Raw genomic sequence first — 24,453 nt, 5'->3', positions numbered from 1 at the left:
GCGGAACCGTTCGGCCGCGGACATCCTGGAAGCCTGAAGCCCGGAAAGGCAGGACGAGCCATGTCGATGTTGGACAAGATCAAGAGCATGCTCAGCGGCCACGAGGACACGGTCCGCTCGGGAGTCGACAAGGCGGGTGACGCCGTCAACGACAAGACGCAGGGCAAGTACGGCGACCCGGTCGACTCGGCTGAGCAGAAGATCAACGACCAGCTCGGCGGCCAGGCGCCACCCACCTCCGACGACTCCCACCCGCCGCAGAACTGACTTGCCGCGCGGGTCAACCGTGCGTGGGTCCGTACTGGGACCGTAAGCAGGTCGGCGGCGCGAGCCCCCGCGACCTCGGCCGACCCCGGCCGGGTCGCGGGGGTGTTTTCCGTTCCGGCGGCGAACAGGGGCCCGGAGCCGCGCCGGAGTGCCGCTGTCCGGACAAGGTCTTTTTGGCGCTGCGGTCGTTACATTGGAGGCAGGAGTTCTGCTGCGCGAGAGGGCGGGCGAGCCGGATGGACGGGTCGGACGACGCCGAGCAGAGCCCGGTGGGAGCCGTTGGGCGGGTGACCGTGTCGATCCCGCAGGATGGGCCGGGCGAGGTGCTGGTGCCCGTACGCGGCGGAAGTGAGGCGTTCGCCGCCTGGTCCGAGGCGCCGATCGCGCGGCACACCCTCGTCATCGTCGTGGACCGCACCTCGGCGCGGTCCGTCGTCGTCGTACCGTTCCCGCCCCCGTAGGAAGCCTTCCCCGGCGGCCCGGTGCCGGCCGCCCGACACCACAGGAGACTCGTCATGTTGTTCTGGCACGTTCCCGCGCCGAACGAGGCGCTGCTGATCTCCGGCTCGAAGCGGCAGCAGCAGGACACCCAGTTCCGGATCGTCACCGGCCACGGCAGCTTCGTGATGCCGGTCAAGCAGAAGGCCCGGATCCTGTCCCTGGCGCTTCGCGAGGCGGAGATCGCGGAGGACTGCGTCACGCAGCAGGGCATCCGGCTCAACGTCCGGGCCGTCACGGTGTTCAAGGTCGGCGACGACTTCGTGTCCATCGCCAACGCGGCCCGGCGCTTCCTGGCGGAGCAGGAGCGGATGGAGGAGCTGGTCGGCCGGATCTTCGCGGGCCATCTGCGATCGATCATCGGCGGCCTCACGGTCGAGCAGATCATCCGGGAGCGGGACCGGGTCGCGCAGGAGGTGAAGGAGGGCAGCCACACCGAGATGGAGAAGCTGGGCATCGTGGTGGACGCGCTCCAGATCCAGGAGATCGAGGACGCCTCCGGCTACATCACCAACCTTGCCGCGCCGCACGCCGCCGCCGTCGCCAGCCAGGCCCGGATCGCGCAGGCGAAGGCCGACCAGGAGGCGACGGAGCGCGAGCAGCAGGCCGCCGCCCTGAAGGCCCAGTACGAGCGGGACACCGCGATCAAGCGGGCCGGATTCGTCGCCGAGACCGAGCAGGCCAACGCCCGGGCCGCGCAGGCGGGGCCGCTCGCCCAGGCGCGGGCCTCGCAGGAGGTCATCGAGGAGCAGACCGCGCTGGCGCAGCGTCAGGCCGACCTGGCGGCCCAGCGGTTGGAGGCGGAGGTCCGCCGCCCGGCCGATGCGGAGGCGTACCGGCAGCGGACGCTGGCCGAGGCCCAGCGTGACCAGGCGAAGTTCGAGGCGGAGGGCGAGGCGTACCGGCGTACGACGCTCGCGACCGCCGAGGCCCAGGCGGTACGCGTCCAGGCCGACGGCACCGCGTACGCCGAGCGGACCACCGCCGAGGCGCAGGCCGCCGCCAACAACGCCCGGGCCGAGTCGCTCAAGGGCGGGCACCAGGAGCTGATCGCCGCCAACCGGGTCATCGAGAACCTCCCTGGCCTGGTCGACGCGGCGGCCCGGGGCATCGCGGGTTCGAACCTGACCATCCTGAACGGGACGGACGGCGTCAACCAGGTCGCCGCCGGGATCGTCGGGCAGGGGCTGGCGATCCTGGACACCCTCCGGCAGTCCACCTCGGCGGTGGGCCGCAGCGCCGCGAGCGCTGCCGCGAGTGGCGGAGCGGACGCCGGGTCGGGTACTGGGTCGGGTGTCGTCGCGGTGGATGGTGACAACAAGTAGTGCTGGGACGGGTCACCGGGCGGACCGGAAGGCGAGGACGGCGTTCTGGCCGCCGAAGCCGCTGGAGACGCTGAGGGCGAGAGCGAGGTCCGCCGGGCGGGCGGCGGTCCGGGCGAAGGCGACCGCGATGGCCTGCCCGATGCCCCGGGAGGCGCCGGTGACCAGCGCGCGGGTGCCGTCGACGCGGAAGGGGTCGCGGGTGCTCTCGTCACCGGGGGCGTTCATGGGAGTCCTCTCGGGTGGGTCCGGTCTGCCGGTTCGCGTCGGGCGGCAGCGGGCTGCGCGCGGGGTTGGTGGTGCCGGTCCAGGTCACGACGGTGCTGCCCCAGGTGAGGCCGGCCCCGAAGGCGATCAGCATCACCCGGTCGCCGGGTAGATCCGACTCGCGGACGGCGCGCCCGTTCACTCGTCGGGGGTGGAGGTGGCGAGGACGAGCAGATCCAGCTGCCCGGCGTCGATACCGGCGCAGTCGAGCGCCGAGCGGACGGCCTGCGCGGCGAGGTCCGAGGTGGCCTGGCCGGGCGGCGCGTAGTGCCGGCGAAGGACGCCCGTCCGTTCCAGAATCCATTCCGGACTCACGCCCGAGCGGGCCGCGACTTCGGCATTAGTTCGTATTATCAGCGGAAGATATGCGCCGGTTCCCAGAATTCCGGTACAGGTTCTCATGGTCTGGCCCCTGGGTGTACGTGTACGTCCGGGCTGTGCGGGGAAGTCATGCTCCGCGTCAGCAATGCTTCACTGTTGCGGTGCGCGACGGAAAGGGGATCCAGCGCCGGGGTGGGTACGAATCCGCGTGCGTTAAGACACAGGCTCTGGTGCCGGCGGAGGGAATGTCATGGATGAACGCCACCAGCCCAATGCGTCGTTGCGCGCACTCCTGGGCGAGGCGCGCTGGACGGGCGAGGAGCTGGCCCGGGCGGTCAACGCGGTGGGGAAGGAGGCCGGGCTGCCCCTGCACTACCAACGTCCCTCTGTCGCACAGTGGTTGGACGGCGCGGCAGCGCCGACCAGCAGCTGCTGGTCGGCGCCTACCACGGGGCGTCCCTCGCCCATCAGCGCTCGGTCGTCGCCACCCACCTCGGTGACCTGCCCGGCGCCGTCGCGGCCCTGCGGGACTCGCTGCGCCACCGGCCCGCGCAGGAGAACCGCTCGCGCGCCCTCACCCTGGCGAGACTGGCCGAACTGCAGCCGGCGTCCGGCAGTCTCGAGGCCGCATGTCTGACGTAGCGTCAGTTCCTGTCCTGTCGGGAACTGCTGTCCTCGTACCGGTCCGACCGGGCGGTCGTCCTGATGCGGGCGCACACCGCGCTGCACCGGAACCACCCGGCGGTCCGGGAACTGCTGGGGCGTGTCCGAGTGTGACCTGCGGCCGGCGGGCCCGATCCTGCCGGGTCAGCGGCCGGCGAACTCCTTGGCCCTGCGGGCCTCGGCGGCGATCACGGGCCTGCGGGTGCCGGCGAACAGGAAGGCCAGGGCGGCCACCAGCAGCACACCCTCCACGGCGACGCTGATCAGGCCGAGCGGTTCGGTCCAGTTGCCCTTGTCGTCGGCGTAGTCGGGCAGGCCCGGCCCGCGCGAGAGGACGAAGCCGACCAGCGGGCCGAGTGCGATGCCGACCGCCAGCAGCCAGCCGATCCGGTTGATCCGCTCGCGGTGCCCCGCGAGCAGCAGGACGGCGCAGAGCACGCCGGCCGCCTCCAGCAGGTAGTAGCCGACGCCGACGTAGCCCGGTGTCTTGTCCCCGGGAAAGCCGCCCTGGTCCTGTACGTGAATCCAGGAAACGGCGAGGCAGAGGGCGGCGGCGGACACTCTTGGGAGAGTGCCGGTGGCTGACGATGCTGGCATGGGAACCTCCGTTGTTTCGGGGTGCGGGCATGCGTGCGAAAGCGGGCGTGATCGGCGGCTCGGCGCCTTGGCGTACGCGCGCGGGAAATCGCGTCCGAGCATTTGACGCGACAGTGCCAAGTCTGATGCAGTCTCAGCTCCGGTGTCAGCCCCGCCCGCCTCTGAGAATCATCTGAATCAAGCCCCGCCCGCCTCTGAGAATCCTCTGAATCACCCGGGACCACACGGGGGTCATAGGCTTGTCCCATGCAAGAGACGAGCGCGGAGGCCGGTGCCGTGCGGGTGCTGGTGGTCGAGGACGATCCCGGCATCGCCCGGTCACTCGTACGGGGACTGGACCGGGCGGGCTACTCCGCGCAGAGCGTCGGCACCGGACGGGCGGCGCTGGCCGCCGACCCCGCACCCGAGGTGGTCCTGCTCGATCTCGGGCTGCCGGACCTGGACGGGGCCGAGGTCTGCCGGCTGCTCCGGCGGCGGTCCGACGTGGTGATCATCGTGGTGACGGCACGCGGGGAGGAGGGGGACCGGGTCTCCGCCCTCGACGAGGGCGCCGACGACTACCTGGTCAAACCCTTCGGCCTGGCCGAACTACTGGCCCGGATAAGGGCGGTACTGCGCCGGACCCGCCCCAGCGAGCCGGAGCTGCTGCGGCACGGACCGCTCACGGTGGACCTCCGCACCCGCAAGGTCAGCGTCGGGGGCGACGAGATCGCGCTGACGCCCAAGGAGTTCGACATCCTGGAGTGCCTGGCCACCGACCCGGGCCGGGTGGTGACCCGCCAGGAGATCCTGGAACGGGCCTGGGACGAACACTGGTACGGACCGACCAAGGTGCTGGACGTCCACATGGCGGCGCTGCGCCGCAAGCTCGGCCTGCCGGGGCTGGTGGAGACGGTCTACGGCCGGGGGTTCCGGCTCGGTGACGTGGGCCGGCCGGCGTGACCCGCCGGATCGCCCTCACCGTCCTGGCGCTGGTCACCGTGCTGCTGGTGCTGGCCGTGGTGCCGCTCGGGGTGCTGCTGACGGAGCGGGAGGAGACCAGCTTCCGGGGCACGGCGGAGGCCTCCGCCCGCGCCGTCGCCTCGGCCGCCGAGGAGCACCTCTCCGACCACAAGCCCGAGGACGCGATGCTGCAACTGCTCGACGAGACCCAGCAGGCGGGCGACTGCGCGGCGGTCTACGGGCCGACCGGCCAGGTGATCGCGCGCACCTCGTGCACCACCGCCACTGGCAGCCGCGTGCAGACACAGGTGAGCGCGGTGCTCGCGCATCCGCAGACCCGCAGCGCGCAGGCCGACGGCCGGTTGACGGTGGCGGCACCGATCGGGGACAGCGAGGAGACCGTCGGCGTGGCGGTACTGGCCCGTTCCACCGACCCGCTGGACGACCGGATCACGGTCGTCCGGGCCTGGCTCGCGACCATCGGCGTGGTCGGACTGCTGGCCGGCACCCTGGTCTCGGTCCGGCTCGCCCGCTGGGTGGGCAGCCCGCTGTACCAGGTGTCCGAGGCGGCCCACCGGCTCGGTGAGGGCGCGCTCGACGTCCGGGCGCCGGCCGGGCGCGGGCCGCAGGAGGTGCGGCGGCTCGCCGCGACCTTCAACACCATGGCGGCCCGGACCGAGGCCCTGGTGCATGGACACCGAACGGTGATCGCCGACGTCTCCCACCAGCTGCGGACCCCGCTGGCCGCCCTGCGGCTGCGCCTCGACCTGCTGGCCTCCGACGCCGACGGGGAGGCCGCGGTGGATCTGGCGGGCGCCCAGGAGGAGATCGCGCGGCTCTCCCGGCTGGTGGACGGGCTGCTCGCCGTCGCCCGCGCCGAGAGCGCCGTGCCGAGGCCGGTCGCCGTCCGGGTGGACGAGGTGGTCGCGGAGCGGCTGTCCGCCTGGGAGCCGGTGGCGGCCGAACGGCGGGTGGCGCTCACCGCGCGCTGCGAGGAGGGGATCGCGGCCTCACTCGGCCCCGGTGATCTCGAGCAGGTACTCGACAACCTGCTGGCCAACGCCCTGGACGCCGTCCCGGTCGGCGGCCGGGTGCGGGTCGAGGCCGAGGCGGCGACCGGGCAGTCGAACACCGCCCCGGTACTCCTGCGGGTGGTCGACAACGGACCGGGAATGAGCGCGTCGGCCCAGGAGTCGGCGTTCCGCAGGTTCGGCAACCCCGAGGCCAGGGGGACCGGCCTCGGGCTGGCGATCGTGCACCGGTTGGTCACCGCCAACGGGGGTACGGCCCGCCTGGCGGACACCACCGGGGGCGGCCTGACGGTCGTCCTGGAACTGCCCCGGGTACGCCGCAGCTGACCGGTACCACCACTCCCACCTGGGGTTTCGTCCGGCTTTACGAGTTCCGAAGGTTTTCTGAACAGGTTCCCGACGGCCGGTCGCGGACGCTGGAACTCAGCCGACCGATCGCCTGAGGAGCACCGACGATGCCGCACCAACATCGAGCCCCACGCGGCCGGACGGCGCAGCACCGCGCGCAGGGACGGCGCCGGGTCGGGCTCGTCACGGCCGGGATAGCCGTCGCCGCCGGTGGCTCGGTCATGCTGGGCACCGCGTACGCGCAGTCGGTGACGAGCACCGCCGCCGGTACCGGGCCGCGACCGAGCAGCGCCTCGCCGTCCGCCACCGGCACCCCGTCGCCCACGGGCACCCCGACCCCCACGGCGCCGACCAGCACCCCGGCCACCAGCGCTCCTGCGTCGGCCGCGCCCGCTCCGCCGACCGCCACCCCGTCGCACCGGCCGGTCCCGGCCCAGCAGACCCGTAAACCCACAGCGGTCCAGCCGCCCCAGGCCCCGCAAGCGCAGGCCCCGCAGACCCGAGCCCCGCAGCCCCAAGCCCCGAAAGCCCCCGCTCTCCAGGCCCCGGCCCAGCCGCCCGCTCCCGTCGCGCCGGTGCCGCAGGCCACCCAGGCACCGCAGCCGCCGCCGACGAAATCCGGTGCGTCATGACAGTCGGCGCAGCAGGTCCGGTCACGGTCGCCTTCCCAGCCCTCGGCACGACCGCCGTGCTGGTGGTCACCGATCCGGCCGCCCTCGACGCGGCCCGGCAGGTCCTGGAGGCGGAGCTCGCCGCGATCGACCTGGCGTGCAGCCGGTTCCGCCCGGACAGTGAGCTGTCCCGGGCCAACGCGGCGGCGGGGAAGCCCGTCACGGTGAGCCCGCTGTTCGCCGAGGCGCTGGAGACCGCGCTCCGGGCCGCCGAACTCACCGACGGCGTGGTCGATCCGACGGTGGGTACGGCGGTGGCCGCGCTCGGCTACGACCGGACGTTCGCCTCGGTCCGGCCCGAGGGGATCGGCGCCGTGACCGTCGTCCGGCCCGCCGGTCGGCGGAGCGTCGGCTGGGAGCCGGGCCGCCGCCGACTCCTGCTGCCGCTCGGCACGGCCCTCGACTTCGGGGCCACCGCCAAGGCGCTGGCCGCCGACCGCGCCGCCGGGCGGGCGGCACGGGCCGTGGGGTGCGGCGTGCTGGTCGGCCTCGGCGGCGACCTGTCCACCGCCGGGCCGGCACCCGCAGCGGGCTGGCAGGTGGAGATCGCCGACCACCACGCCGAGAGTTCGTTCCCGCCCGGCCCCACCGTGGCCCTGCACACCGGTGGCCTCGCCAGTTCCGGCACCACGGCACGGACCTGGCGGCGCGGCGGCCGTACGCTGCACCACATCGTCGACCCCGCCACCGGTGACGTGCCGTCGCCGGTCTGGCGGACCGTCAGCGTCGCCGCCGCGAGCTGCGTGGACGCCAACACCGCGAGCACCGCCGCCGTCGTCCTGGGCGAGAAGGCACCCGGCTGGCTCGGGTCGGCCGGGCTGCCCGCCCGGCTGGTCCGTACGGACGGCTCCGTGCTGACGCTGGGCGGCTGGCCCGCCGATCCGCCCGCCCGCACCCCGGACCAGGGAGGCCCCGGATGACCGGGCCCGTTCAGCTCGCCGCAGCCACCCCCAGCCCGCTCTGGTACGCCACCCGGGCCGGCGGTACCGTCGCGTTGCTGCTGCTCACCGCGACCGTGGTGCTCGGCATCGTCGCGGGCGGCCAGTACGTGCCCCGCCGGATCGCCCGGTTCGAGATCACCGCGTTGCACCGGAACCTGTCCGTGCTCGCGCTGCTGTTCCTCGTGCTCCACATCGTCACCGCGATCTCCGACACCTTCGTCCACCTGACCTGGGCGGACGCGCTGGTGCCGTTCGCCGGCTCCTACCGGCCGCTCTGGCTGGGCCTCGGGACGCTGGCGTTCGATCTGCTGCTCGCGGTGCTGCTCACCAGCGCGGTCCGGCTGCGGATCGGCCGAAGCCGCTGGAAGGCGGTGCACTGGCTGGCGTACGCGTGCTGGCCGCTCGCGCTCTTCCACGGCGCCGGCACCGGGACGGACACCCGGCTCTCGCTCCAACTCGTGCTCTACGCCGCGAGCCTGGCCGCCGTGGTCCTCGCCGTGTGGTGGCGCCTGTACCGGGCCGGGCCCGGCCACCGTGCCCTCCGGCTGTGGAGCGGCGTGGCCGCCGCCGCGATCCCCGTCCTCCTGACCGTCTTCCTGGCGGCCGGCCCGCTCAAGCCCGGGTGGGCCCAGCGCGCGGACAGCGCCCCGCAGGCGGCCGTGACCACCGCCGCCCACCAGCCGACCGGCGCAGACCGGACAGGAGCCTCCGCGTGAACCAGCCGCACCCCGACACCCTCCCCGCTGCGCTGACCCGCGCCGTGCCGGTCTCCACCCTGCCCGTCCACGCCGGGCCCGACGGACCGTACGGCAGCCGACTGCTGCACGGCTGGTTCGCCACCGGCGGCCCGGCCGGCCTCGCCGAGCACCTGGGCCGCTACGGCCAGGCGCCCCTGCCGGACGGCAAGCGGCCGTCGATGCCGCTGATCCACGCCGTCGAGGAGGCCGGGCTCACCGGCCGTGGCGGCGCGGCTTTCCCCACCGGCCGCAAGCTGCGTTCGGTCGCCGAGCGGCGCGGACCCGCCGTGGTGGTGGTGAACGGCATGGAGAGCGAGCCGGCCAGCCAGAAGGACGAGAGCCTGCTCCACCTCGCACCGCACCTGGTGCTCGACGGCTCGGCGCTGGCCGCCGCGGCGGTCGGCGCCGCCGCCGTCCACCTCTGCCTGCCGCGCAGCCGCGCGGACCAGGTGCGCGCGCTCCTCGCCGCCGTCGAGGAGCGCGGCCGGGCCGGGATCGACCGCCTGCCGGTGCAGGTGCACGTGCTGCCGCACCACTACGTCTCCAGCGAGGAGACCTCCCTCGTGCGCTGGCTGAACGGCGGCGAGGCCCGCCCGATGGCCACCCCGCCGAGGCCGTTCGAGAAGGGCGTGGACGGCCGGCCCACCCTCGTCGACAACGTGGAGACCCTCGCCCACCTGGCCCTGATCGCCCGCTACGGTCCGGCGTGGTTCCGCAGCGCCGGCCGCCCCGACGCCCCCGGCACCACCCTGGTCACCGTCTCCGGAGCCGTCCGCAGCCCGGGCGTGCACGAGATACCGCTCGGCACGCCCGTCGGCGCGGTGCTGGAGCTGTCCGGGGGACCGTCCTGGCCGCTCGCGGCCGTACTCGTCGGCGGCTTCTTCGGCAGTTGGCTGCCGGCCGACCAGGCGGTGCGGGTGCCGTTCAGCAAGGCGGAACTCGCCGCCGCCGGGGCGGGACCGGGCGCGGGCGTACTGGTGGCGCTCCCGCACGGTGCCTGCGGCCTGACCGAGACCGCGCGGGTGCTGGACTACCTCGCCGCGCAGAGCGCCCGGCAGTGCGGCCCGTGCCGGTTCGGCCTCCCGGCCGTGGCCGAGGACTTCCGCCTGCTCGCCGGGGGCCGCCCGGACGGCGGGCTGATGGACCGGCTCCGGCGCCGGGTCGGGCTGCTCCCCGGACGCGGCGCCTGCCGCCACCCCGACGGGGCGTCCCGGCTGGCCGCCACTGCGCTGGCCACCTTCGCCGACGACGTACGCCACCACGAGCGGCTGGGCCCGTGCCCGGGTGCGACGGGCCGGCCCGTCATCCCCGTCCCCGGCGGACCGGGGCCCGAACAGGAAGGCTGGCGATGACCCCCCGGAGTTCGCGCACCTCCCGCACCGCCGGGCACCTTCTCGGCATCGACCGCGTCGCCTGCGACGGCCGGGGCCTGTGCGCCGAGCTGCTCCCCGAACTCGTCGAGCTGGACGAATGGGGCTACCCCGTCATCCACGACGCCCGGGTGCCCGCCGAACTGCTCACGCACGCCCGGCGCGCGGTCGCGGCCTGCCCGGTCCTGGCCCTCCGGTTGGACCGGGCTCGCGCCTAGCTAGGCCCTGCCTCGGGCCGAGCGTGATCTGAACCACTTCTTAGTCTTTGATCCAGGAGACTACTGCCCTCCCCCGTGGTGGTGGCGGCGCCGTCCGTCCGCCGGCCGAGCGTGCGCTCGTGCCGCGCCATGTCCCGGGCCGGCAGCAGTGGAAGGACGCGTGGATGTCCACGATCAGCAGCGATCCGGCGACGGTCGGCGAACCGGAATCGGTCGGTGACCGGTCTGCCACCGCGCCGGGCGACGAGCACGGACCGGCGGGCAACGAGCGGCTCGCCGCCGCCACCGGCGCGGTCCTGTTGCTGCTGCTCGCGGCGCAGGGCGTGACCATTCTCTTCCTCGGTCGGCTGCTGGCCTGGCACTTCTTCATCGGCATGCTGCTGATCGGCCCGGTCTGCCTCAAGCTCGGCACCGTCGGGTACCGCTTCGTCCGTTACTACACCGGCGCTCCGGCCTACCGGCGCAAGGGGCCGCCCGCCCTGCCGCTCCGGCTGCTGGCGCCGCTGGTGGTGGCGACCAGCGTCGCCGTCCTGGTCACCGGTGGTTCGCTGGCCCTGCTCGGGCCGGACACCGGGGCGATACCGGTCCTGTTCCTGCACAAGGCCAGCTTCGTCTGCTGGGGCGCCGTCATGAGCGTGCACGTCCTCTGCCACCTGCTGCGGCTGCCCCGGCTGATCGGCGCCGACCTGCGGCGTCGGCCGGCCCGCCACGGCGCCGGCCAGGTCGGCGGGGCGGCGCTGCGCTGGTCGCTGCTGGCGCTCTCGCTCGGGACGGGAGTGGTCATCGCGCTCGCCGGGGCCCACCTGGTCTCCCGGTGGGACTCGTCCGGTCAGCACAGCTCGCACGCCTCGTCGGGACACCGGCCAGGCCAGTCGTAGCGGCCGGTCCGGTGTCCCTCCGTCAGACCCACTGCGTCAGCTGGTGAGTCCGGCCGCAGCCCGGGCGGCGGCACCGCGAGCGGCGGCGCGCTTGCCGTACCGGATGGTCCAGGTGATGACCAGGAAGAGTGCCACGAACGGCAGGAAGGCGTTCACGGTGACCATGGCCGAGACCGACAGCAGGTAGGTCAGGACGATCCGCAGCACCGCTTCGCCGACGAAGACCGTGCCCCAGACGATGGTGATCACCTTCTGGTTGTGCCGGAAGGCGGGGAACTTCCAGAGTCCGTTCCACCACTCGACCGCGGCCGGGCTCCCGTCGGTGGCGAACTTGCGGCCGAAGTAGAAGCAGAGCGGCCGGGGCGCGAGCAGGCTGGCGAACAGGACCAGTCCGAACAGCCCGGTCAGGGCGGAGTCCTTCACCAGCACCAGCCGGGGGCTGTTGAACGCCACCGAGCTGAGTAGGCCGAGAGCGAGGAAGGTCAGCACGATCATGGCCATCTCGTCGATGTGACGACGGATCAGGAACACGACCAGGGTCTCCACCGCCGGCCAGAGGCCGGAGATGATCAGCGAGCTCACTTCGCTGTGGTGATGGCCCTTCAGGTAGTTGTAGGTCAGCACCGGAAGAACGGCGCTGAAGAGGATGGACGGGCCCCACTGCAGCAGGAGCGCGCGGAACCCGCCGTGCGCGGGCGGAGCCGGTTCCATCGGTCCGGACGCCGTCTGAGTGTCAGTCATATCTCCCCCGTGGTCAGCTGAAACTGCTCGATCAAGACGCGGAGGCTAGCAGCCGGGTGGCGAGGAGTTCGCAGGTGGGAGCGGGTGCGTAGACCGGACCGGGGTGGAATGCCCGGTTCCGCCACGAAAATCCCGCACCAGCCGCCGGAGGACGGGTGGAAACGGCCTCTTTGGAACAACTGCGGGATTTCTTCACCGGTCGCATACACCCTGTGCCGGACACTGGAAGCACGGCGACCACGACCGGCGGCTGCGACCGCCGGCGAGAGCCGCCGACGAGTGGCCCGACCGGGCCGGTCGGCCTCGGGAGGTGAGCGCTGTGTACAGCCCACAGAGCCGGCAGCGGGACGAGGGCCTGGCCCGGACCGCGTCCTGGACCCGCCGTACGGCAGCGGCCGGAGCGCTGCTCTGCGCGGCGCTCGCGGCGGTCTTCGCGCACGCGCTGCCCGGCCAGGCCGCCGCTCGGAGCAGTACGTCCCCGGGGACCGGTACGGCCCCGGCCCAGCAGTCACCGGGCCACGGTCTGCGGGCCCCCGCCCAGCCCCCTACGGCCGGATCCGGCTCGAACTCCGGGTCAGGGTCGGGCCAGGTCAGGTCCGGCGCCTCTTGAGAGTCCGGACGGACGCGGAGCCGGTCAGCTCCCGGCGGGGTTGCAGCCGCAGGAGCGGCGGATCACGAGTTCGGCCGGGAAGCGCCGCAGCGCGCCGCCGGGGCCGGCCGGTGGTTCGAGGCCGAGGGCCAGGCTGACGGCGGCCCGGGCCATCGCGTCCCGGTCGGCGCGGACGGTGGTCAGCGGCGGATCGGCGAAGGCCGACTGCTTGATGTCGTCGAAGGCGGCCACGGCGAGGTCCTCCGGCACCCGCAGGCCCAGCTCGCGGGCCGCCCGCAGGACGCCGATCGCCTGGTCGTCGGTCGCGCAGAACACGGCCGTCGGCCGGTCCGGACGGCTGAGCAGCTCCAGCGCCACGCCGAAGGTCTCGGTCCGCTTGAACGGTGCGTCGACCAGCAGTCCGTCGGTCGGCACCCCGGCCTCCGCCATGGCATCCAGCCAGCCCGCCACCCGCCCGGCGACCGGGTCCCCGGCGCCCAGCACGCCGACCGGCCGGCCGAGGCAGACGACCGCCGCGTGGCCGTGGTCCAGCAGGTGCCGGACGGCCAGCCGGGCGCCGCCGCTGTCGTCCGTCACCACCGCCGGGTTGTCGGCCACGTCCGAGCGGTGGTGCAGCAGGACCACGCGGGTGGTGTCGTCCGCCGCGACCTCGGCGGCCACCCGGCTCGACGGCATCTGGCTGATCAGGATCAGCCCGTCCACCCGCATCCCGAGGAACTCGCGGACGTAGTGGTCCTCGCGCGCGTCCCGGTAGTCGGAGTTGCCGATCAGGACGAGCTTCCCGTGCTCGGAGGCGACCTGTTCGACGGCGTGTGCCAGCTCGGCGAAGAACGGCTGGCGGGCGTCCGGCAGCACCATGCCGATCAGGTTGCTCCGGCGCCTGGCCATGGCCTGGGCCATGCTGTCCGGCCGGTAGCCGAGCTCCTCGATGATGGCCTTGACGCGCTCGCGCGTCGCGGGCGCCACCGGCCGTGGGCCGTTGTTGATCACATAGCTGACCACCGCAGTGGAGACACCTGCGAGTCGGGCTACATCATCACGCGTCACCTTGGCCACCGGGGGAGCCTACACGGATGATCGGACAAGCCGGGACAGGTCGGGGTGTGGCGCGGGCGGTCGGCCGGGCAGGTGGGCCCTGACCAGGCGGGCGCTGGGTAGGATGGCCCTGCCCACAGCAGACCAACACTCTCGTGGTGCCCCGGCGGCCGAACCCGCCGGACGCGCCCCAGAGCTGCCCCCCGTCGCGGCGCTCCTGGGGTGCCGCAGAAGAAATTGGAGCATCCGAGGATGGCTCGACACCTGATCACCAGCGCCCTCCCCTACATCAACGGGATCAAGCACCTGGGGAACATGGTCGGGTCGATGCTCCCGGCGGACGTCTACTCCCGGTACCTGCGCCAGCGCGGCCACGACGTGCTGTACATCTGCGCGACCGACGAGCACGGCACCCCGGCCGAGCTGGCCGCCAAGGAGGCGGGGCTGCCGGTCGCCGACTTCTGCGCCGCCGCCCACGACCAGCAGAAGGCCGTCTACGACGGTTTCGAGCTCTCCTTCGACTTCTTCGGCCGCAGCTCCTCGCCGCAGAACCGCGAGATCACCCAGGACATCGCCCGTGCCCTGCACGCGAACGGCTTCATCGAGGAGCGGGCGGTCCGCCAGGTCTACTCCGTCACCGACGAGCGTTTTCTCCCGGACCGGTACATCGTCGGGACGTGCCCGCACTGCGGCTACGACAAGGCGCGCGGTGACCAGTGCGAGAACTGCACCCGGGTGCTCGACCCCACCGACCTGATCGACGCCCGTTCGGCGATCAGCGGCAGCTCGGACCTGGAGGTCCGCGAGACCAAGCACCTCTTCCTGCTGCAGGCCAAGCTGACCGACGAGGTGGAGGAGTGGATCGCCGCCAACGGCGACCACTGGCCGGTGCTGGCCTCCTCGATCGCCCGCAAGTGGCTCACCGAGGGCCTGCAGGACCGCGCGATCACCCGTGACCTGGAGTGGGGTGTCCCCGTCCCGGCCGACGTCTGGCCGGAGCTGGCCGCCGAGGGCAAGGTCTTCTACGTCTGGTTCGACGCCCCGATCGAGTACATCGGCGCCACCAAGGAGTGGGCGGACGCCGCCCCGGCCGGTGAGACGCGCGACTGGAAGTCCTGGTGGTACGAGGCCGAGGACGTCCGCTACACGGAGTTCATGGCGAAGGACAACGTCCCGTTCCACACGGTGATGTTCCCCGCCACCCTCCTCGGCTCGCGCCAGCCGTGGAAGAAGGTCGACTACGTCAAGGCCTTCAACTGGCTCACCTACTACGGCGGGAAGTTCTCCACCAGCCAGCGCCGGGGCATCTTCACCGACGTCGCGCTCGAGCTGCTGCCCGCCGACTACTGGCGCTACTTCCTGATCGCGAACGCCCCCGAGTCGGACGACTCCAGCTTCAGCTGGGAGCTGTTCTCGTCGGTCGTCAACAAGGACCTCGCCGACACCCTCGGCAACTTCGTCAACCGGGTGCTCTCGTTCAGCCGCAAGCGGTTCGGCGACGACGTCCCGGCCGGCCAGGCGCCGGGCGAGGCCGAGCAGCGTCTCGGCGAGCAGATCGCCGAGCTGCTCGCCGAGTACGAGGGCCACCTCGACGCCCTGAACTTCCGCAAGTCCGCGCAGAGCCTGCGCGCGCTGTGGAGCGCCGGGAACTCCTACCTGGAGGAGAAGGCGCCCTGGACGCAGGTCAAGACCGACCCTGAGGGCGCGGCGCTGACGCTGCGCACCGCGATGAACCTGATCTACCTCTACTCGGTGGTCTCCGAGCCGTTCATCCCGGCGACCAGCAAGGCGATGCGCGGTGCCTTCGCGCTCGGCGCGGACGCCCCCGCGTCGGCGCTGGCCTGGGTCGGCGCGGAGCAGGCGAAGGCGCTGGACTTCGTCCCGGCCGGGGTGGGCTTCACCGTTCCGCCGGTGCTGTTCGCGAAGATCACGGAGGAGGACCTCGCCGGGTACCGCGAGCGCTTCGGCGGCGACCCGGACGCGGTCTGACGGTGCGCGGTCCGACGGTGCATGGTCTGACGGCGCGTCACTGATCCACAAGAGTCCGGATATTCACTCGAACGAGTGGTTTGACTCGTGGTGTACCAGAGGCCCTTCTCGGTCGCAAGCAGGATGAGCGCGCACTCCTTCGAGTGCAGACCATTCGCATGCCGAGAAGGGCCTCCGCTGTGACCGATCAGACCGAACCGACCATCACCCCGTTCGGCTTCCTGGCGCCGAAGCCGCCGGAGGGCATCGCGCCCGCCCCCGCGCCGGACGCGACCTGGGAGTTCCCCGGCGGCCGGGCCTGGGTCTACTACAGCAACAGCAAGTTCGGCCTGAAGCGCCCGGTCCTCCTCTCCGACGGCTTCGAGAACGGCCCGAGCAGTCTGGCCGTCCTCTGGGACGGTCTGGAGCGCAAGGACTTCCCGTTCGTCAGCGAGCTGCGCAGCCGTGGCTACGACCTGATCCTGATCGGGTACGACGAGCGCAACGCGTCGATCCTGGAGAACGCCAAGGTCGCCACCGCCGCCATCAAGAAGGCGATCGAGGAGCGCAAGGGGACCGCGCCCCTGACGGTCGGCGGCTTCAGCATGGGCGGCCTGGTCACCCGGTACGCCCTCGCCAAGATGGAGGCCGAGGACGACGAGCACGAGACGGCGCTCTACGTCTCCATCGACAGCCCGCACCGGGGCGCCTGGGTGCCGATCGGCCTGCAGGCGCTGGCTCACTTCCTCACCGCCACGCCCGCGCTCTCCAAGCAGATCAACAGCGCGGCCGCCCGCCAGCTGCTGTGGCGTCACATCGAGACCGTCGAAGGCACCCCGGCGGAGGACGAGCTGCGGACGAAGTTCCTCGAGGAGCTGAAGCGCGTCGGCGGGTGGCCGTCCATCCCGCGCAAGATCGGCTTTGCCAACGGCAGCGGCGACGGCACCGGGAACGGCGTCAAGCCCGGCGTCGACGCGGTGAAGGTGACCACCGGCTGGTTCGCCGGCACCGACCTGCGCACGCAGGAGTCCGGTGACAACCGGCTGGTGGCCCGCCTCAAGGGCCTCTTCCAGGACAAGCCGATCCGCACCAGCGGCCTGCCCGACATCGACGGCGCCCCCGGCGGCACCCTGGAGACCTTCGGCATCGCCGGGCTGAACCTGAAGAAGACCGGCAAGACCGAGATCAAGGAGAGCACGGTCTGCTTCGTCCCGACCGTCAGCGCGCTGGCCATCCGGGACCTGGACGAGACCGAGGACCTCTACGCCCCCATCAGCAGCCACCGGCGTGACGAGAGCGAGCTCGACGACTTCGCCTTCGCCCCCACCAACGAGGAGCACTCGCACATGAGTGAGCACCTCGCCACCTTCATCTTCGACAACCTGCCCAAGTAGCCGTAACACGCCGGGGCCGGGCGCACGCCACCGAGCGTGCGCCCGGCCGCCGGCAGGCCCTCCCACCTGCGACACTCCGCGCCGTCAGGAGTGCAGAGAGGGCAAGGTCACATCGGTTTGGTCTGCTACCGACCGTTAACAGGCTCTAACCTTCCCTCATGACGGTCCCGCCCGAAGGGCTCTCCCTGGCCGCCGAGTTCCCGGACGCAACCCGTGAGCAGTGGCAGCACCTGGTCGAAGGCGTCCTGCGCAAGGCAGGCGCGCAGGATGTACCCGGCACAGCCGCCGAGGACGCACTCGCCACCGACCTCCAGGACGGACTGCGCGTCCGCCCCCTGTACACCGCGACGGACACGGCGGCGGCTCCCGGCTACCCGGGCTTCCCCCCGTTCGTACGCGGCGGTCGGCCGCAGGGCTCGGCGGTCGCCGGTTGGGACGTGCGCCAGCGCCACGCCCACCCGGACGCACGCCGCTCCAACGAAGCCGTGCTCGCCGACCTGGAGAACGGGGTCACCTCGCTCTGGCTGACGGTCGGCGCCGCCGGCCTCCCGGTCGCCGCGCTGCCCGAGGCACTGGACGGGGTCTACCTCGACCTCGCCTCCGTGGTGCTCGACGCGGGTGCCGAATTCACCGCTGCCGCCGAGGCGTTGCTCGGCCTGTGCGAGGACGTGCAGGGTGCCTCCGGCAACCTCGGCGCGGACCCGCTCGGCCTGCTCGCCCGTACCGGCGACGACAGTCGTACCGCCCAGCAGCTGGCCGCCGCCGGCGCGCTCGCCGCCCGGTGCAGCAGCGGCCACCCGGGCTTCCGCGCGCTGACCGTGGACGCGCTCGGCTACCACGAGGCCGGTGCCTCGCCCGCCCAGGAGCTGGGCTGCGCCCTCGCCACCGGCGTCGCCTACCTGCGCGAGCTGACGGCTGCCGGGCTCACGGTCGACGCGGCCGCCGGGCAGTTGGAGTTCCGCTTCGCCGCCACCGCCGACCAGTTCCTCACCATCGCCAAGCTGCGCGCCGCGCGCCGGCTCTGGGCCCGGGTGGCCGAGGTCTCCGGGGTGACGGCCCCTCAGGCGGCGCAGCGTCAGCACGCCGTCACGTCGACGGTGATGATGACCGAGCGCGACCCGTGGGTGAACATGCTGCGCACCACCGTCGCCTGCCTGGCGGCCGGGCTCGGCGGCGCGGACGCGGTGACGGTCCTGCCGTTCGACGACGCGCTCGGCCTGCCGGACGCCTTCGCCCGCCGGGTCGCCCGCAACACCCAGTCGATCCTGCTGGAGGAGTCGCACCTGGCCCGGGTGATCGACCCGGCCGGCGGCTCCTGGTACGTGGAGCGGCTCACCGACGAACTCGCGCACGCCGCCTGGGCCTGGTTCCAGGAGATCGAGCGGGCCGGCGGCCAGGCCGCTGCGCTGCGCTCGGGCCTGGTCCGGGACCGGATCGCCGCGACCTGGGCCGAGCGCTCGGACGATCTCGCCCACCGACGCGAACCCATCACCGGTGTCAGCGAGTTCCCGAACCTGGCCGAGCAGCCGGTGGTCCGCGAGCCCGCGCCCGCGCAGCCGTCCGGCGGCCTGCCGAAGGTCCGCCGCTCGGACGCTTTCGAGGCGCTGCGCGCCCGCTCGGACCAGCGGCTCGCCGCGACCGGGGAACGGCCGAAGGTCTTCCTGACGACGATCGGACCGGCCGCAGCCCACACGGGCCGGTCCTCCTTCGCCGCGAACCTGTTCCAGTCGGGCGGAGTCGAGACCGTCTCGGGACCGGTGGACGCGTTCGCCGCCAGTGGCGCGAGCGTCGCCTGCCTCTGCTCCAGTGACAAGTTGTACGCCGAGAGCGCCGAGGAGGCCGCCGCCGCGCTGAAGAGCGCCGGTGCGCGCCGAATCCTGCTGGCAGGCAAGCCCGGTGAGCGCCAGGAGGCGTACCAGCGGGCCGGGGTGGACGAGTTCGTCTTCGTGGGCAGCGACGCCGTCGCCGTCCTCACCTCGGTCCTCGACGAGATCGGAGCGGTGTGATGATCCCGGACTTCACCGAGATCGGCCTCGAGAGCGATGCTTCCGACGCCACCGAGCAGCAGTGGCAGGCCGGTTGGCGGCAGGCCACCGGCAAGGACGTCGGCGAGCTGGTCTGGGACACCCCGGAGGGCATCGCGGTCAAGCCGCTGTACACCGGCGACGACCTGGCCGACGTGGACTTCCTCAACACGTACCCGGGTATCGCGCCGTACCTGCGGGGCCCGTACCCGACGATGTACGTGAACCAGCCCTGGACGGTCCGTCAGTACGCCGGGTTCTCCACCGCCGAGGAGTCCAACGCCTTCTACCGCCGCAACCTGGCGGCCGGTCAGAAGGGCCTCTCGGTCGCCTTCGACCTGCCCACCCACCGGGGTTACGACAGCGACCACCCCCGGGTGACGGGCGATGTCGGCATGGCGGGCGTGGCGATCGACTCGATCTACGACATGCGCCAGCTGTTCGACGGCATCCCGCTGGACAAGATGTCGGTGTCGATGACGATGAACGGCGCCGTGCTGCCCGTGCTCGCGCTCTACATCGTCGCGGCCGAGGAGCAGGGCGTACCGCCGGAGAAGCTGGCGGGGACCATCCAGAACGACATCCTCAAAGAGTTCATGGTCCGCAACACCTACATCTACCCGCCGCAGCCGTCCATGCGGATCATCTCCGACATCTTCGCGTACACCTCGCAGAAGATGCCGCGCTACAACTCCATCTCCATCTCCGGTTACCACATCCAGGAGGCCGGAGCCACGGCTGACCTGGAGCTGGCCTACACACTGGCCGACGGCGTGGAGTACCTGCGCGCCGGGCTCGGCGCCGGGATGGACGTGGACGCCTTCGCGCCCCGGCTGTCGTTCTTCTGGGCGATCGGCATGAACTTCTTCATGGAGATCGCCAAGCTGCGCGCCGCCCGGCTGCTCTGGGCCAAGCTGGTCAAGGAGTTCGAGCCGAAGAACGCCAAGTCGCTGTCGCTGCGCACCCATTCGCAGACCTCCGGCTGGTCGCTCACCGCGCAGGACGTCTTCAACAACGTCGCCCGCACCTGTGTGGAGGCGATGGCCGCGACCCAGGGCCACACCCAGTCGCTGCACACCAACGCGCTCGACGAGGCGCTCGCGCTGCCGACCGACTTCTCGGCCCGGATCGCCCGCAACACCCAGCTGCTGCTGCAGCAGGAGTCCGGCACCTGCCGGGTGATCGACCCCTGGGGTGGCAGCGCGTACGTCGAGAAGCTCACCCACGACCTGGCCGAGCGCGCCTGGCAGCACATCCAGGAGGTCGAGGCGGCCGGCGGCATGGCCAAGGCCATCGACGCGGGCATCCCCAAGCTGCGAATCGAGGAGGCCGCCGCCCGCACCCAGGCGCGGATCGACTCCGGCCGCCAGCCGGTGATCGGCGTCAACAAGTACCGGGTCGCCACCGACGAGCAGATCGAGGTCCGCGCGGTCGACAACTCCTCCGTCCGCACCCAGCAGATCGAGAAGCTGCGCCGCCTGCGCGACGAGCGCGACGAGCAGGCCTGCCAGGATGCGCTGCGCGCCCTGACGGCCTCCGCCGAGGCCGGGCCCCGCAACGACGGCACGCTGGACGGAAACCTGCTCGCGCTGGCCGTGGACGCGGCCCGCGCGATGGCGACGGTCGGCGAGATCTCCGACGCCCTGGAGAAGGTGTACGGGCGCCACGCCGGCCAGATCCGTACCATCTCCGGTGTGTACCGGGACGAGGCAGGACCTTCCACCGCAGTCGAGCGCACCCGCGCGCTGGTCGAGGCGTTCGAGGAGGCGGAGGGCCGCCGCCCGCGCATCCTGGTCGCCAAGATGGGCCAGGACGGCCACGACCGTGGGCAGAAGGTGATCGCCACCGCCTTCGCCGACCTCGGCTTCACGGTCGACGTCGGCCCGCTCTTCCAGACCCCGGCCGAGGTGGCCCGACAGGCGGTGGAGGCGGACGTGCACATCGTCGGCGTCAACTCGCTGGCGGCCGGCCACCTGACCCTGGTCCCCGCGCTGCGCGCCGAACTCGCCGCCGCCGGGCGCGAGGACATCACCATCGTGGTCGGCGGGGTCATTCCCCCGCAGGACTTCGACGCCCTGTACGAGGCCGGCGCCGCCGCCGTCTTCCCCCCGGGCACGGTCATCCCGGACGCCGCGTACGACCTGCTGAAGACCCTCGCCGTCAGCCTCGGCCACGAGCTGTGAGCCGCTGAACCGATGGCCCGGACGATCGATCTCGACGCTTATGTCCAAGGGGTGCTGGCGGGCTCGCGCGCGTACATCGCGCGGGCCATCACCCTGGTGGAGTCCACCCGGCCGGACCACCGGCAGCTCGCCCAGCGCCTGCTGATCGAACTGCTGCCGCACTCCGGCAACGCCGTCCGGGTCGGGATCACCGGCGTACCAGGTGTCGGCAAGTCGACTTTCATCGACTCCTTCGGGACCATGCTCACCGGCCAGGGCCACCGGGTCGCGGTGCTCGCCGTCGACCCGTCCTCCACCCGTACGGGCGGCTCCATCCTGGGCGACAAGACCCGGATGGAGCGCCTGGCGGTGGACCCGGCGGCCTTCGTCCGGCCGTCGCCCACCTCCGGCACGCTCGGCGGGGTGGCCCGGGCCACCCGCGAGAGCATGGTGGTGATGGAGGCGGCGGGCTACGACGTCGTGCTGGTCGAGACCGTGGGCGTCGGGCAGTCGGAGACCACCGTCGCGCAGATGGTCGACTCCTTCCTGCTGCTGACCCTGGCCCGGACCGGCGACCAGCTCCAGGGCATAAAGAAGGGCGTGCTGGAGCTGGCCGACCTGGTCGCCGTCAACAAGGCGGACGGCCCGCACGAGCTCGACGCCCGGGCCGCCGCACGGGAGTTGGCGGGTGCGCTGCGCCTGCTCCAGGCCCCGGACGCGGCCTGGACGACGCCCGTGCTCACCTGCAGCGGACGCGACGGCGCGGGCCTGGACACCCTCTGGGAGCGCCTCCAGCAGCACCGCCGGATCCTCGAGGCGACCGGTTCGCTCACCGCCAAGCGCCGCGACCAGCAGGTCGACTGGACCTGGGCCATGGTCCACGACCAACTCCTCGCCCAGCTCCGCGAGAACCCAGAGGTCCGCCGCATCGCCCCGGACCTCGAACAGCGCGTCCGCGAAGGCACCTTGACGGCGACGCTGGCGGCCGAACAGATCCTCGGGGGCTTCCGGAGGACAACCGGTCAGTAACGCTCGGCGGTCGGTGTGGTGTGCTGCCAGTCCACCCGGTGTTCCGTCGCGCGGGTGGGGGAGCAGCCGATCATCTCCCGGTAGACGCGGTTGAGGTGGGACTGATCGTGGAATCCGGCCGCGTCGGCGACCTTGGCCAGCGGCAGGCCGCGCTCGTGCAACCGGAGGGCGGCGCGCAGGCGGAGGACCTGGGCCACCTTCTTCGGTGAACAGCCCACCTGCTCGGCGAATTTGCGCTCGAGGTGGCGCCTGCTCCAACCCGTCCTGTCGGCCAGCTCCGTCACCGACACCCGGCCGCTGGAGCGCCGCAACTCGCCCCAGGCCCTTTCCAGTTCGGGGGAGCGGTCGAGCGCGTCCGGCAGTCGGCCGGTGAGGACCTCGTCCAGCAGGCCGAACCGCCCGGCCCAGCTCGGGCACTCGGCGAGCCGTTCGCCCAGCCCGGCCAGCGAGGGGAGCAGGACTTCGATCGGTACGAACTCCTGCTGCTCCCACTCCGACATCGGGAGACCGAAGATCCGGTGAGCCCCGAGCGGGGTCAGCAGGACCGCGAGTCCGTGCACCTGTCCGTTGTGGCTGCCCACCATCGCGGTGGTCTGCAACGGGACTGCCACCGAGAGCATCGAGCCGACCCGGCGCGGATCGACCGCGTCGACGGTGCTGACGGGCTTCCCGAAGGCGAACACCAGCTTCACCACGGCCTCCGGCAGGACGACTCGGCGCACCGGCTCCGAACTCCGGTAGTGGAAGCCCTGATAACTCGTCACCAGCCCGCGCAGGCAGCGGTCCGGTTGGCCGGCTGCCAACTCGCGGTCGGTCTCGGGCGGGTCGGTCTCGGGCCGCTCGGTCCCAAGCGGGTCGGGACCGGTGGTCCGTGCCGAGGACGCCATCTCAGATCCAATCCCCTCGTGTCCGAACTTGCTCGACGGCGCGCAGCGTACTCCACCTTCGGCTGCGCCGATACGGCTTTGTTCGGACCGGATCATGGGTCAACTACCTTGCAGTGAAAGGCTGGTCGCCTTTTTCCAAGACGGCCGGGAGGCCGTGCGCGACGCTGTACGAGCGAACGGGTGAAGGTCCCGGGCAAGGCCCCGGAAGGCGCAGCCCGGATCGCCGTCGCGTCATCCCTCACGCACGTCATCCGAGGACGAAACCCCCACCGGCACCCGGCTCTTCAGGATGCCGACGGGTGCGTCCCTGCCCGAAAGCTGGTACTCCATGAACATCAAGAAGTTCGTCCGCCGCACCGCCGCGCTCGCCGTCCTGCCGGTGGCGTTCCTCGCGGTCTCCGCCACCTCCGCCAGCGCGGCCGAGGGCACCTGGCAGGTGGGCTCCGGCGGCTGCGTCGCGCTGGAGAAGGTGATCCTGATCAGCGGGCACGACTACATGGCGATCGACCCGATCGTCAACAACGGCGGCTGTTCCTTCGGCATCTACAGCTGGGCCACGAGCCAGTGGCTCTACGGGCCCACCGGCAGCGGCGCGCAGTCCCCGTGGATCTACGACGGCCCCGGCCAGAACATGTCGGCGTGTGTCTGGGGCGGCAGCTGGAGCTGCGGCCCGGCCAACTGACCGCGCAGGCTCGCTCGGCCCGCAGGGGCGCCGCCGGCTCCGGCGCGCGCCCCTGTTCCGCCTGTCACTCGTAGCGGTGAAGCAGTGCGTCGCGTTCGTCCTGCTCGATCAGCTCGACGGTGAGCGCGGGGTTCCGCAGGTGGGAGAGGGTGATCTGGGCGGAGCTGGGGGCGGCGTCGGGGGCGAGCCGGTTGGCGGGCTTCCAGGCGGAACTGCGCAGGAAGGCCTTCGGGCAGTGGCCGTAGACCTCCTCGACCTGGACGACGATCGCGCTGCGTGGCGGCTTGCCGACGGCGGTGAGCTGCCCGAGCAGCTCCGGATCGGTAGAGACGCAGGCACGGCCGTTGACCCGCAGGGTGGTGTCGCGGCCGGGGATGACGAAGAGCAGCCCGACCTGCCCGGTCTGGACGATGTTCTGGAGACTGTCGAGCCGCTTGTTGCCCGTCGCGTCGGGGATGGCGAGCGTGTGCTCGTCCAGGACGCTCACCAAGCCGGCCGGGCCGCCCCTGGGGGAGACGTCGCAGGTGCCGTCCGCGCCGACGCTGGCGACCAGGACGAGCGGGCAGCAGGCGATGAGCTTGCGGGCCACCTCGTTGATGTGGTCGACCTGCTTGAGCCGGGCGTTGGCGCCCGGCTGCTCGTAGACCTCGCGGAGTTCGGCCACCTCCTGGACGGAGGTCACGCGCAGGGCGTCGAAGAGGCTGCTGGTGCCGGCGGGGGCGGGCGTCGTTGTGGTCACGTACCGGCAATCTAGCGCGCTGTGGATCTTTGCGACAGGGGTTATCCCCCGCGTCCCGCCGTACGCCTCGCTGCACGTCCCACCGCACGCCCCGCCGGGCGGCCGGCGCCG

Annotated in this window: 27 protein-coding genes; 19 read left to right on the top strand and 8 right to left on the bottom strand. The window is 72.4% G+C overall.

Annotated features, from left to right (window positions below; translation table 11 throughout):
- Positions 1-60 precede the first annotated feature (60 nt).
- From P3T29_RS16980 to P3T29_RS16970, 3 genes are all read left to right on the top strand, one after another.
- Entirely contained in the window at positions 61-267 is a 207-nt protein-coding gene (locus tag P3T29_RS16980) for an antitoxin (RefSeq protein ID WP_280717315.1), read from the top strand.
- A gap of 287 nt (positions 268-554) precedes the next feature.
- Complete coding sequence (locus P3T29_RS16975; protein ID WP_280717314.1) at positions 555-728, top strand: hypothetical protein; 174 nt, start codon at positions 555-557, stop codon at positions 726-728.
- 54 nt (positions 729-782) lie between these two features.
- Positions 783-2,090, top strand: a complete 1,308-nt coding sequence (locus P3T29_RS16970) for a flotillin family protein (protein WP_280717313.1) — start codon at positions 783-785, stop codon at positions 2,088-2,090.
- A gap of 12 nt (positions 2,091-2,102) precedes the next feature.
- On the opposite strand, the gene P3T29_RS16965 is transcribed toward P3T29_RS16970, so the two are convergent.
- The 3 genes from P3T29_RS16965 to P3T29_RS16955 are packed head-to-tail and all read right to left on the bottom strand — an operon-like array spanning position 2,103 to position 2,669.
- Positions 2,103-2,315 (bottom strand): hypothetical protein, encoded by a 213-nt coding sequence (locus P3T29_RS16965; RefSeq protein ID WP_280717312.1) that lies wholly within the window; start codon positions 2,313-2,315, stop codon positions 2,103-2,105.
- The gene (locus P3T29_RS16960) at positions 2,299-2,496 is read right to left on the bottom strand and encodes a 3-oxoacyl-[acyl-carrier-protein] synthase III C-terminal domain-containing protein (RefSeq protein ID WP_280717311.1); all 198 of its coding nucleotides are present in this window, start codon (positions 2,494-2,496) and stop codon (positions 2,299-2,301) included. The genes P3T29_RS16965 and P3T29_RS16960 overlap by 17 nt, the downstream gene beginning before the upstream one ends.
- Positions 2,493-2,669 carry a hypothetical protein gene (locus P3T29_RS16955; RefSeq protein WP_280717310.1) on the bottom strand — a complete coding sequence of 59 codons (177 nt, stop codon included), beginning with the start codon at positions 2,667-2,669 and terminating at the stop codon, positions 2,493-2,495. Before P3T29_RS16955 ends, P3T29_RS16960 begins: the two co-directional genes overlap by 4 nt.
- 402 nt (positions 2,670-3,071) lie before the next feature.
- Here P3T29_RS16955 and P3T29_RS16950 point away from each other — a divergent pair, with 402 nt between their 5' ends.
- Positions 3,072-3,317, top strand: coding sequence for a hypothetical protein (locus tag P3T29_RS16950; protein ID WP_280717309.1), 246 nt, complete (start codon positions 3,072-3,074; stop codon positions 3,315-3,317).
- Positions 3,318-3,482: 165 nt separating this feature from the next.
- Here the strand turns inward: P3T29_RS16950 and P3T29_RS16945 are convergent, their stop codons facing one another.
- Entirely contained in the window at positions 3,483-3,935 is a 453-nt protein-coding gene (locus P3T29_RS16945) for a hypothetical protein (protein ID WP_280717308.1), read from the bottom strand.
- A gap of 246 nt (positions 3,936-4,181) precedes the next feature.
- Between P3T29_RS16945 and P3T29_RS16940 the strand changes: the two genes are divergently transcribed.
- The 8 genes from P3T29_RS16940 to P3T29_RS16905 all read left to right on the top strand — a co-directional run bounded on the left by P3T29_RS16940 (position 4,182) and on the right by P3T29_RS16905 (position 11,071).
- A complete protein-coding gene (locus tag P3T29_RS16940) occupies positions 4,182-4,877 on the top strand; it encodes a response regulator transcription factor (protein WP_280717307.1) in 696 nt (231 codons plus the stop codon).
- Positions 4,874-6,235, top strand: coding sequence for a HAMP domain-containing sensor histidine kinase (locus P3T29_RS16935; protein WP_280717306.1), 1,362 nt, complete (start codon positions 4,874-4,876; stop codon positions 6,233-6,235). The genes P3T29_RS16940 and P3T29_RS16935 overlap by 4 nt, the downstream gene beginning before the upstream one ends.
- Positions 6,236-6,363: 128 nt before the next feature.
- On the top strand, positions 6,364-6,888 hold the full coding sequence (locus P3T29_RS16930; RefSeq protein ID WP_280717305.1) for a hypothetical protein: 525 nt from the start codon (positions 6,364-6,366) through the stop codon (positions 6,886-6,888).
- Complete coding sequence (locus P3T29_RS16925) at positions 6,885-7,847, top strand: FAD:protein FMN transferase (RefSeq protein WP_280717304.1); 963 nt, start codon at positions 6,885-6,887, stop codon at positions 7,845-7,847. The genes P3T29_RS16930 and P3T29_RS16925 overlap by 4 nt, the downstream gene beginning before the upstream one ends.
- Entirely contained in the window at positions 7,844-8,584 is a 741-nt protein-coding gene (locus tag P3T29_RS16920; protein WP_280717303.1) for a ferric reductase-like transmembrane domain-containing protein, read from the top strand. The genes P3T29_RS16925 and P3T29_RS16920 overlap by 4 nt, the downstream gene beginning before the upstream one ends.
- Positions 8,581-9,957, top strand: coding sequence for an NADH-ubiquinone oxidoreductase-F iron-sulfur binding region domain-containing protein (locus P3T29_RS16915; RefSeq protein ID WP_280717302.1), 1,377 nt, complete (start codon positions 8,581-8,583; stop codon positions 9,955-9,957). The genes P3T29_RS16920 and P3T29_RS16915 overlap by 4 nt, the downstream gene beginning before the upstream one ends.
- A complete protein-coding gene (locus tag P3T29_RS16910; RefSeq protein ID WP_280717301.1) occupies positions 9,954-10,193 on the top strand; it encodes a ferredoxin in 240 nt (79 codons plus the stop codon). The genes P3T29_RS16915 and P3T29_RS16910 overlap by 4 nt, the downstream gene beginning before the upstream one ends.
- A 164-nt stretch (positions 10,194-10,357) precedes the next feature.
- Positions 10,358-11,071, top strand: a complete 714-nt coding sequence (locus tag P3T29_RS16905; RefSeq protein ID WP_280717300.1) for a hypothetical protein — start codon at positions 10,358-10,360, stop codon at positions 11,069-11,071.
- A gap of 36 nt (positions 11,072-11,107) precedes the next feature.
- On the opposite strand, the gene P3T29_RS16900 is transcribed toward P3T29_RS16905, so the two are convergent.
- Positions 11,108-11,812, bottom strand: coding sequence for a VC0807 family protein (locus tag P3T29_RS16900; RefSeq protein ID WP_280717299.1), 705 nt, complete (start codon positions 11,810-11,812; stop codon positions 11,108-11,110).
- Between the two features lie 319 nt (positions 11,813-12,131).
- On the opposite strand from P3T29_RS16900, the gene P3T29_RS16895 reads away from it, so the two are divergent.
- On the top strand, positions 12,132-12,422 hold the full coding sequence (locus P3T29_RS16895; RefSeq protein WP_280717298.1) for a hypothetical protein: 291 nt from the start codon (positions 12,132-12,134) through the stop codon (positions 12,420-12,422).
- A gap of 24 nt (positions 12,423-12,446) precedes the next feature.
- On the opposite strand, the gene P3T29_RS16890 is transcribed toward P3T29_RS16895, so the two are convergent.
- On the bottom strand, positions 12,447-13,478 hold the full coding sequence (locus P3T29_RS16890) for a LacI family DNA-binding transcriptional regulator (RefSeq protein ID WP_280717297.1): 1,032 nt from the start codon (positions 13,476-13,478) through the stop codon (positions 12,447-12,449).
- A 231-nt stretch (positions 13,479-13,709) separates the two neighbouring features.
- On the opposite strand from P3T29_RS16890, the gene metG reads away from it, so the two are divergent.
- The 5 genes from metG (at position 13,710) to meaB (ending at position 22,034) form a co-directional block, all read left to right on the top strand.
- On the top strand, positions 13,710-15,446 hold the full coding sequence (metG, locus tag P3T29_RS16885) for a methionine--tRNA ligase (protein WP_280717296.1): 1,737 nt from the start codon (positions 13,710-13,712) through the stop codon (positions 15,444-15,446).
- A 179-nt stretch (positions 15,447-15,625) separates the two neighbouring features.
- Complete coding sequence (locus P3T29_RS16880) at positions 15,626-16,819, top strand: hypothetical protein (RefSeq protein ID WP_280717295.1); 1,194 nt, start codon at positions 15,626-15,628, stop codon at positions 16,817-16,819.
- 158 nt (positions 16,820-16,977) lie between these two features.
- Positions 16,978-18,825, top strand: a complete 1,848-nt coding sequence (gene mutA, locus P3T29_RS16875; RefSeq protein ID WP_280717294.1) for a methylmalonyl-CoA mutase small subunit — start codon at positions 16,978-16,980, stop codon at positions 18,823-18,825.
- Positions 18,822-21,026: a methylmalonyl-CoA mutase gene (scpA, locus tag P3T29_RS16870; RefSeq protein WP_280717293.1), complete on the top strand. Its 2,205-nt coding sequence runs from the start codon at positions 18,822-18,824 to the stop codon at positions 21,024-21,026. Before mutA ends, scpA begins: the two co-directional genes overlap by 4 nt.
- A gap of 12 nt (positions 21,027-21,038) precedes the next feature.
- Positions 21,039-22,034 (top strand): methylmalonyl Co-A mutase-associated GTPase MeaB, encoded by a 996-nt coding sequence (gene meaB / locus P3T29_RS16865; RefSeq protein ID WP_280717292.1) that lies wholly within the window; start codon positions 21,039-21,041, stop codon positions 22,032-22,034.
- Here the strand turns inward: meaB and P3T29_RS16860 are convergent.
- Positions 22,028-22,921: a helix-turn-helix domain-containing protein gene (locus P3T29_RS16860; protein WP_280717291.1), complete on the bottom strand. Its 894-nt coding sequence runs from the start codon at positions 22,919-22,921 to the stop codon at positions 22,028-22,030. The genes meaB and P3T29_RS16860 overlap by 7 nt on opposite strands.
- 328 nt (positions 22,922-23,249) lie before the next feature.
- Between P3T29_RS16860 and P3T29_RS16855 the strand changes: the two genes are divergently transcribed.
- Entirely contained in the window at positions 23,250-23,603 is a 354-nt protein-coding gene (locus P3T29_RS16855) for a hypothetical protein (RefSeq protein WP_280717290.1), read from the top strand.
- A 64-nt stretch (positions 23,604-23,667) separates the two neighbouring features.
- On the opposite strand, the gene P3T29_RS16850 is transcribed toward P3T29_RS16855, so the two are convergent.
- Positions 23,668-24,342: an MSMEG_1061 family FMN-dependent PPOX-type flavoprotein gene (locus tag P3T29_RS16850; RefSeq protein ID WP_280717289.1), complete on the bottom strand. Its 675-nt coding sequence runs from the start codon at positions 24,340-24,342 to the stop codon at positions 23,668-23,670.
- Between the last annotated feature and the right edge of the window lie 111 nt (positions 24,343-24,453).

This window comes from Kitasatospora sp. MAP5-34 (assembly GCF_029894335.1).
Taxonomy (GTDB): Bacteria; Actinomycetota; Actinomycetes; order Streptomycetales; family Streptomycetaceae; genus Kitasatospora.
The sequence above is the reverse complement of the archived record's forward strand: the minus strand, read 5'-3'. Positions and strand labels throughout refer to the sequence as shown.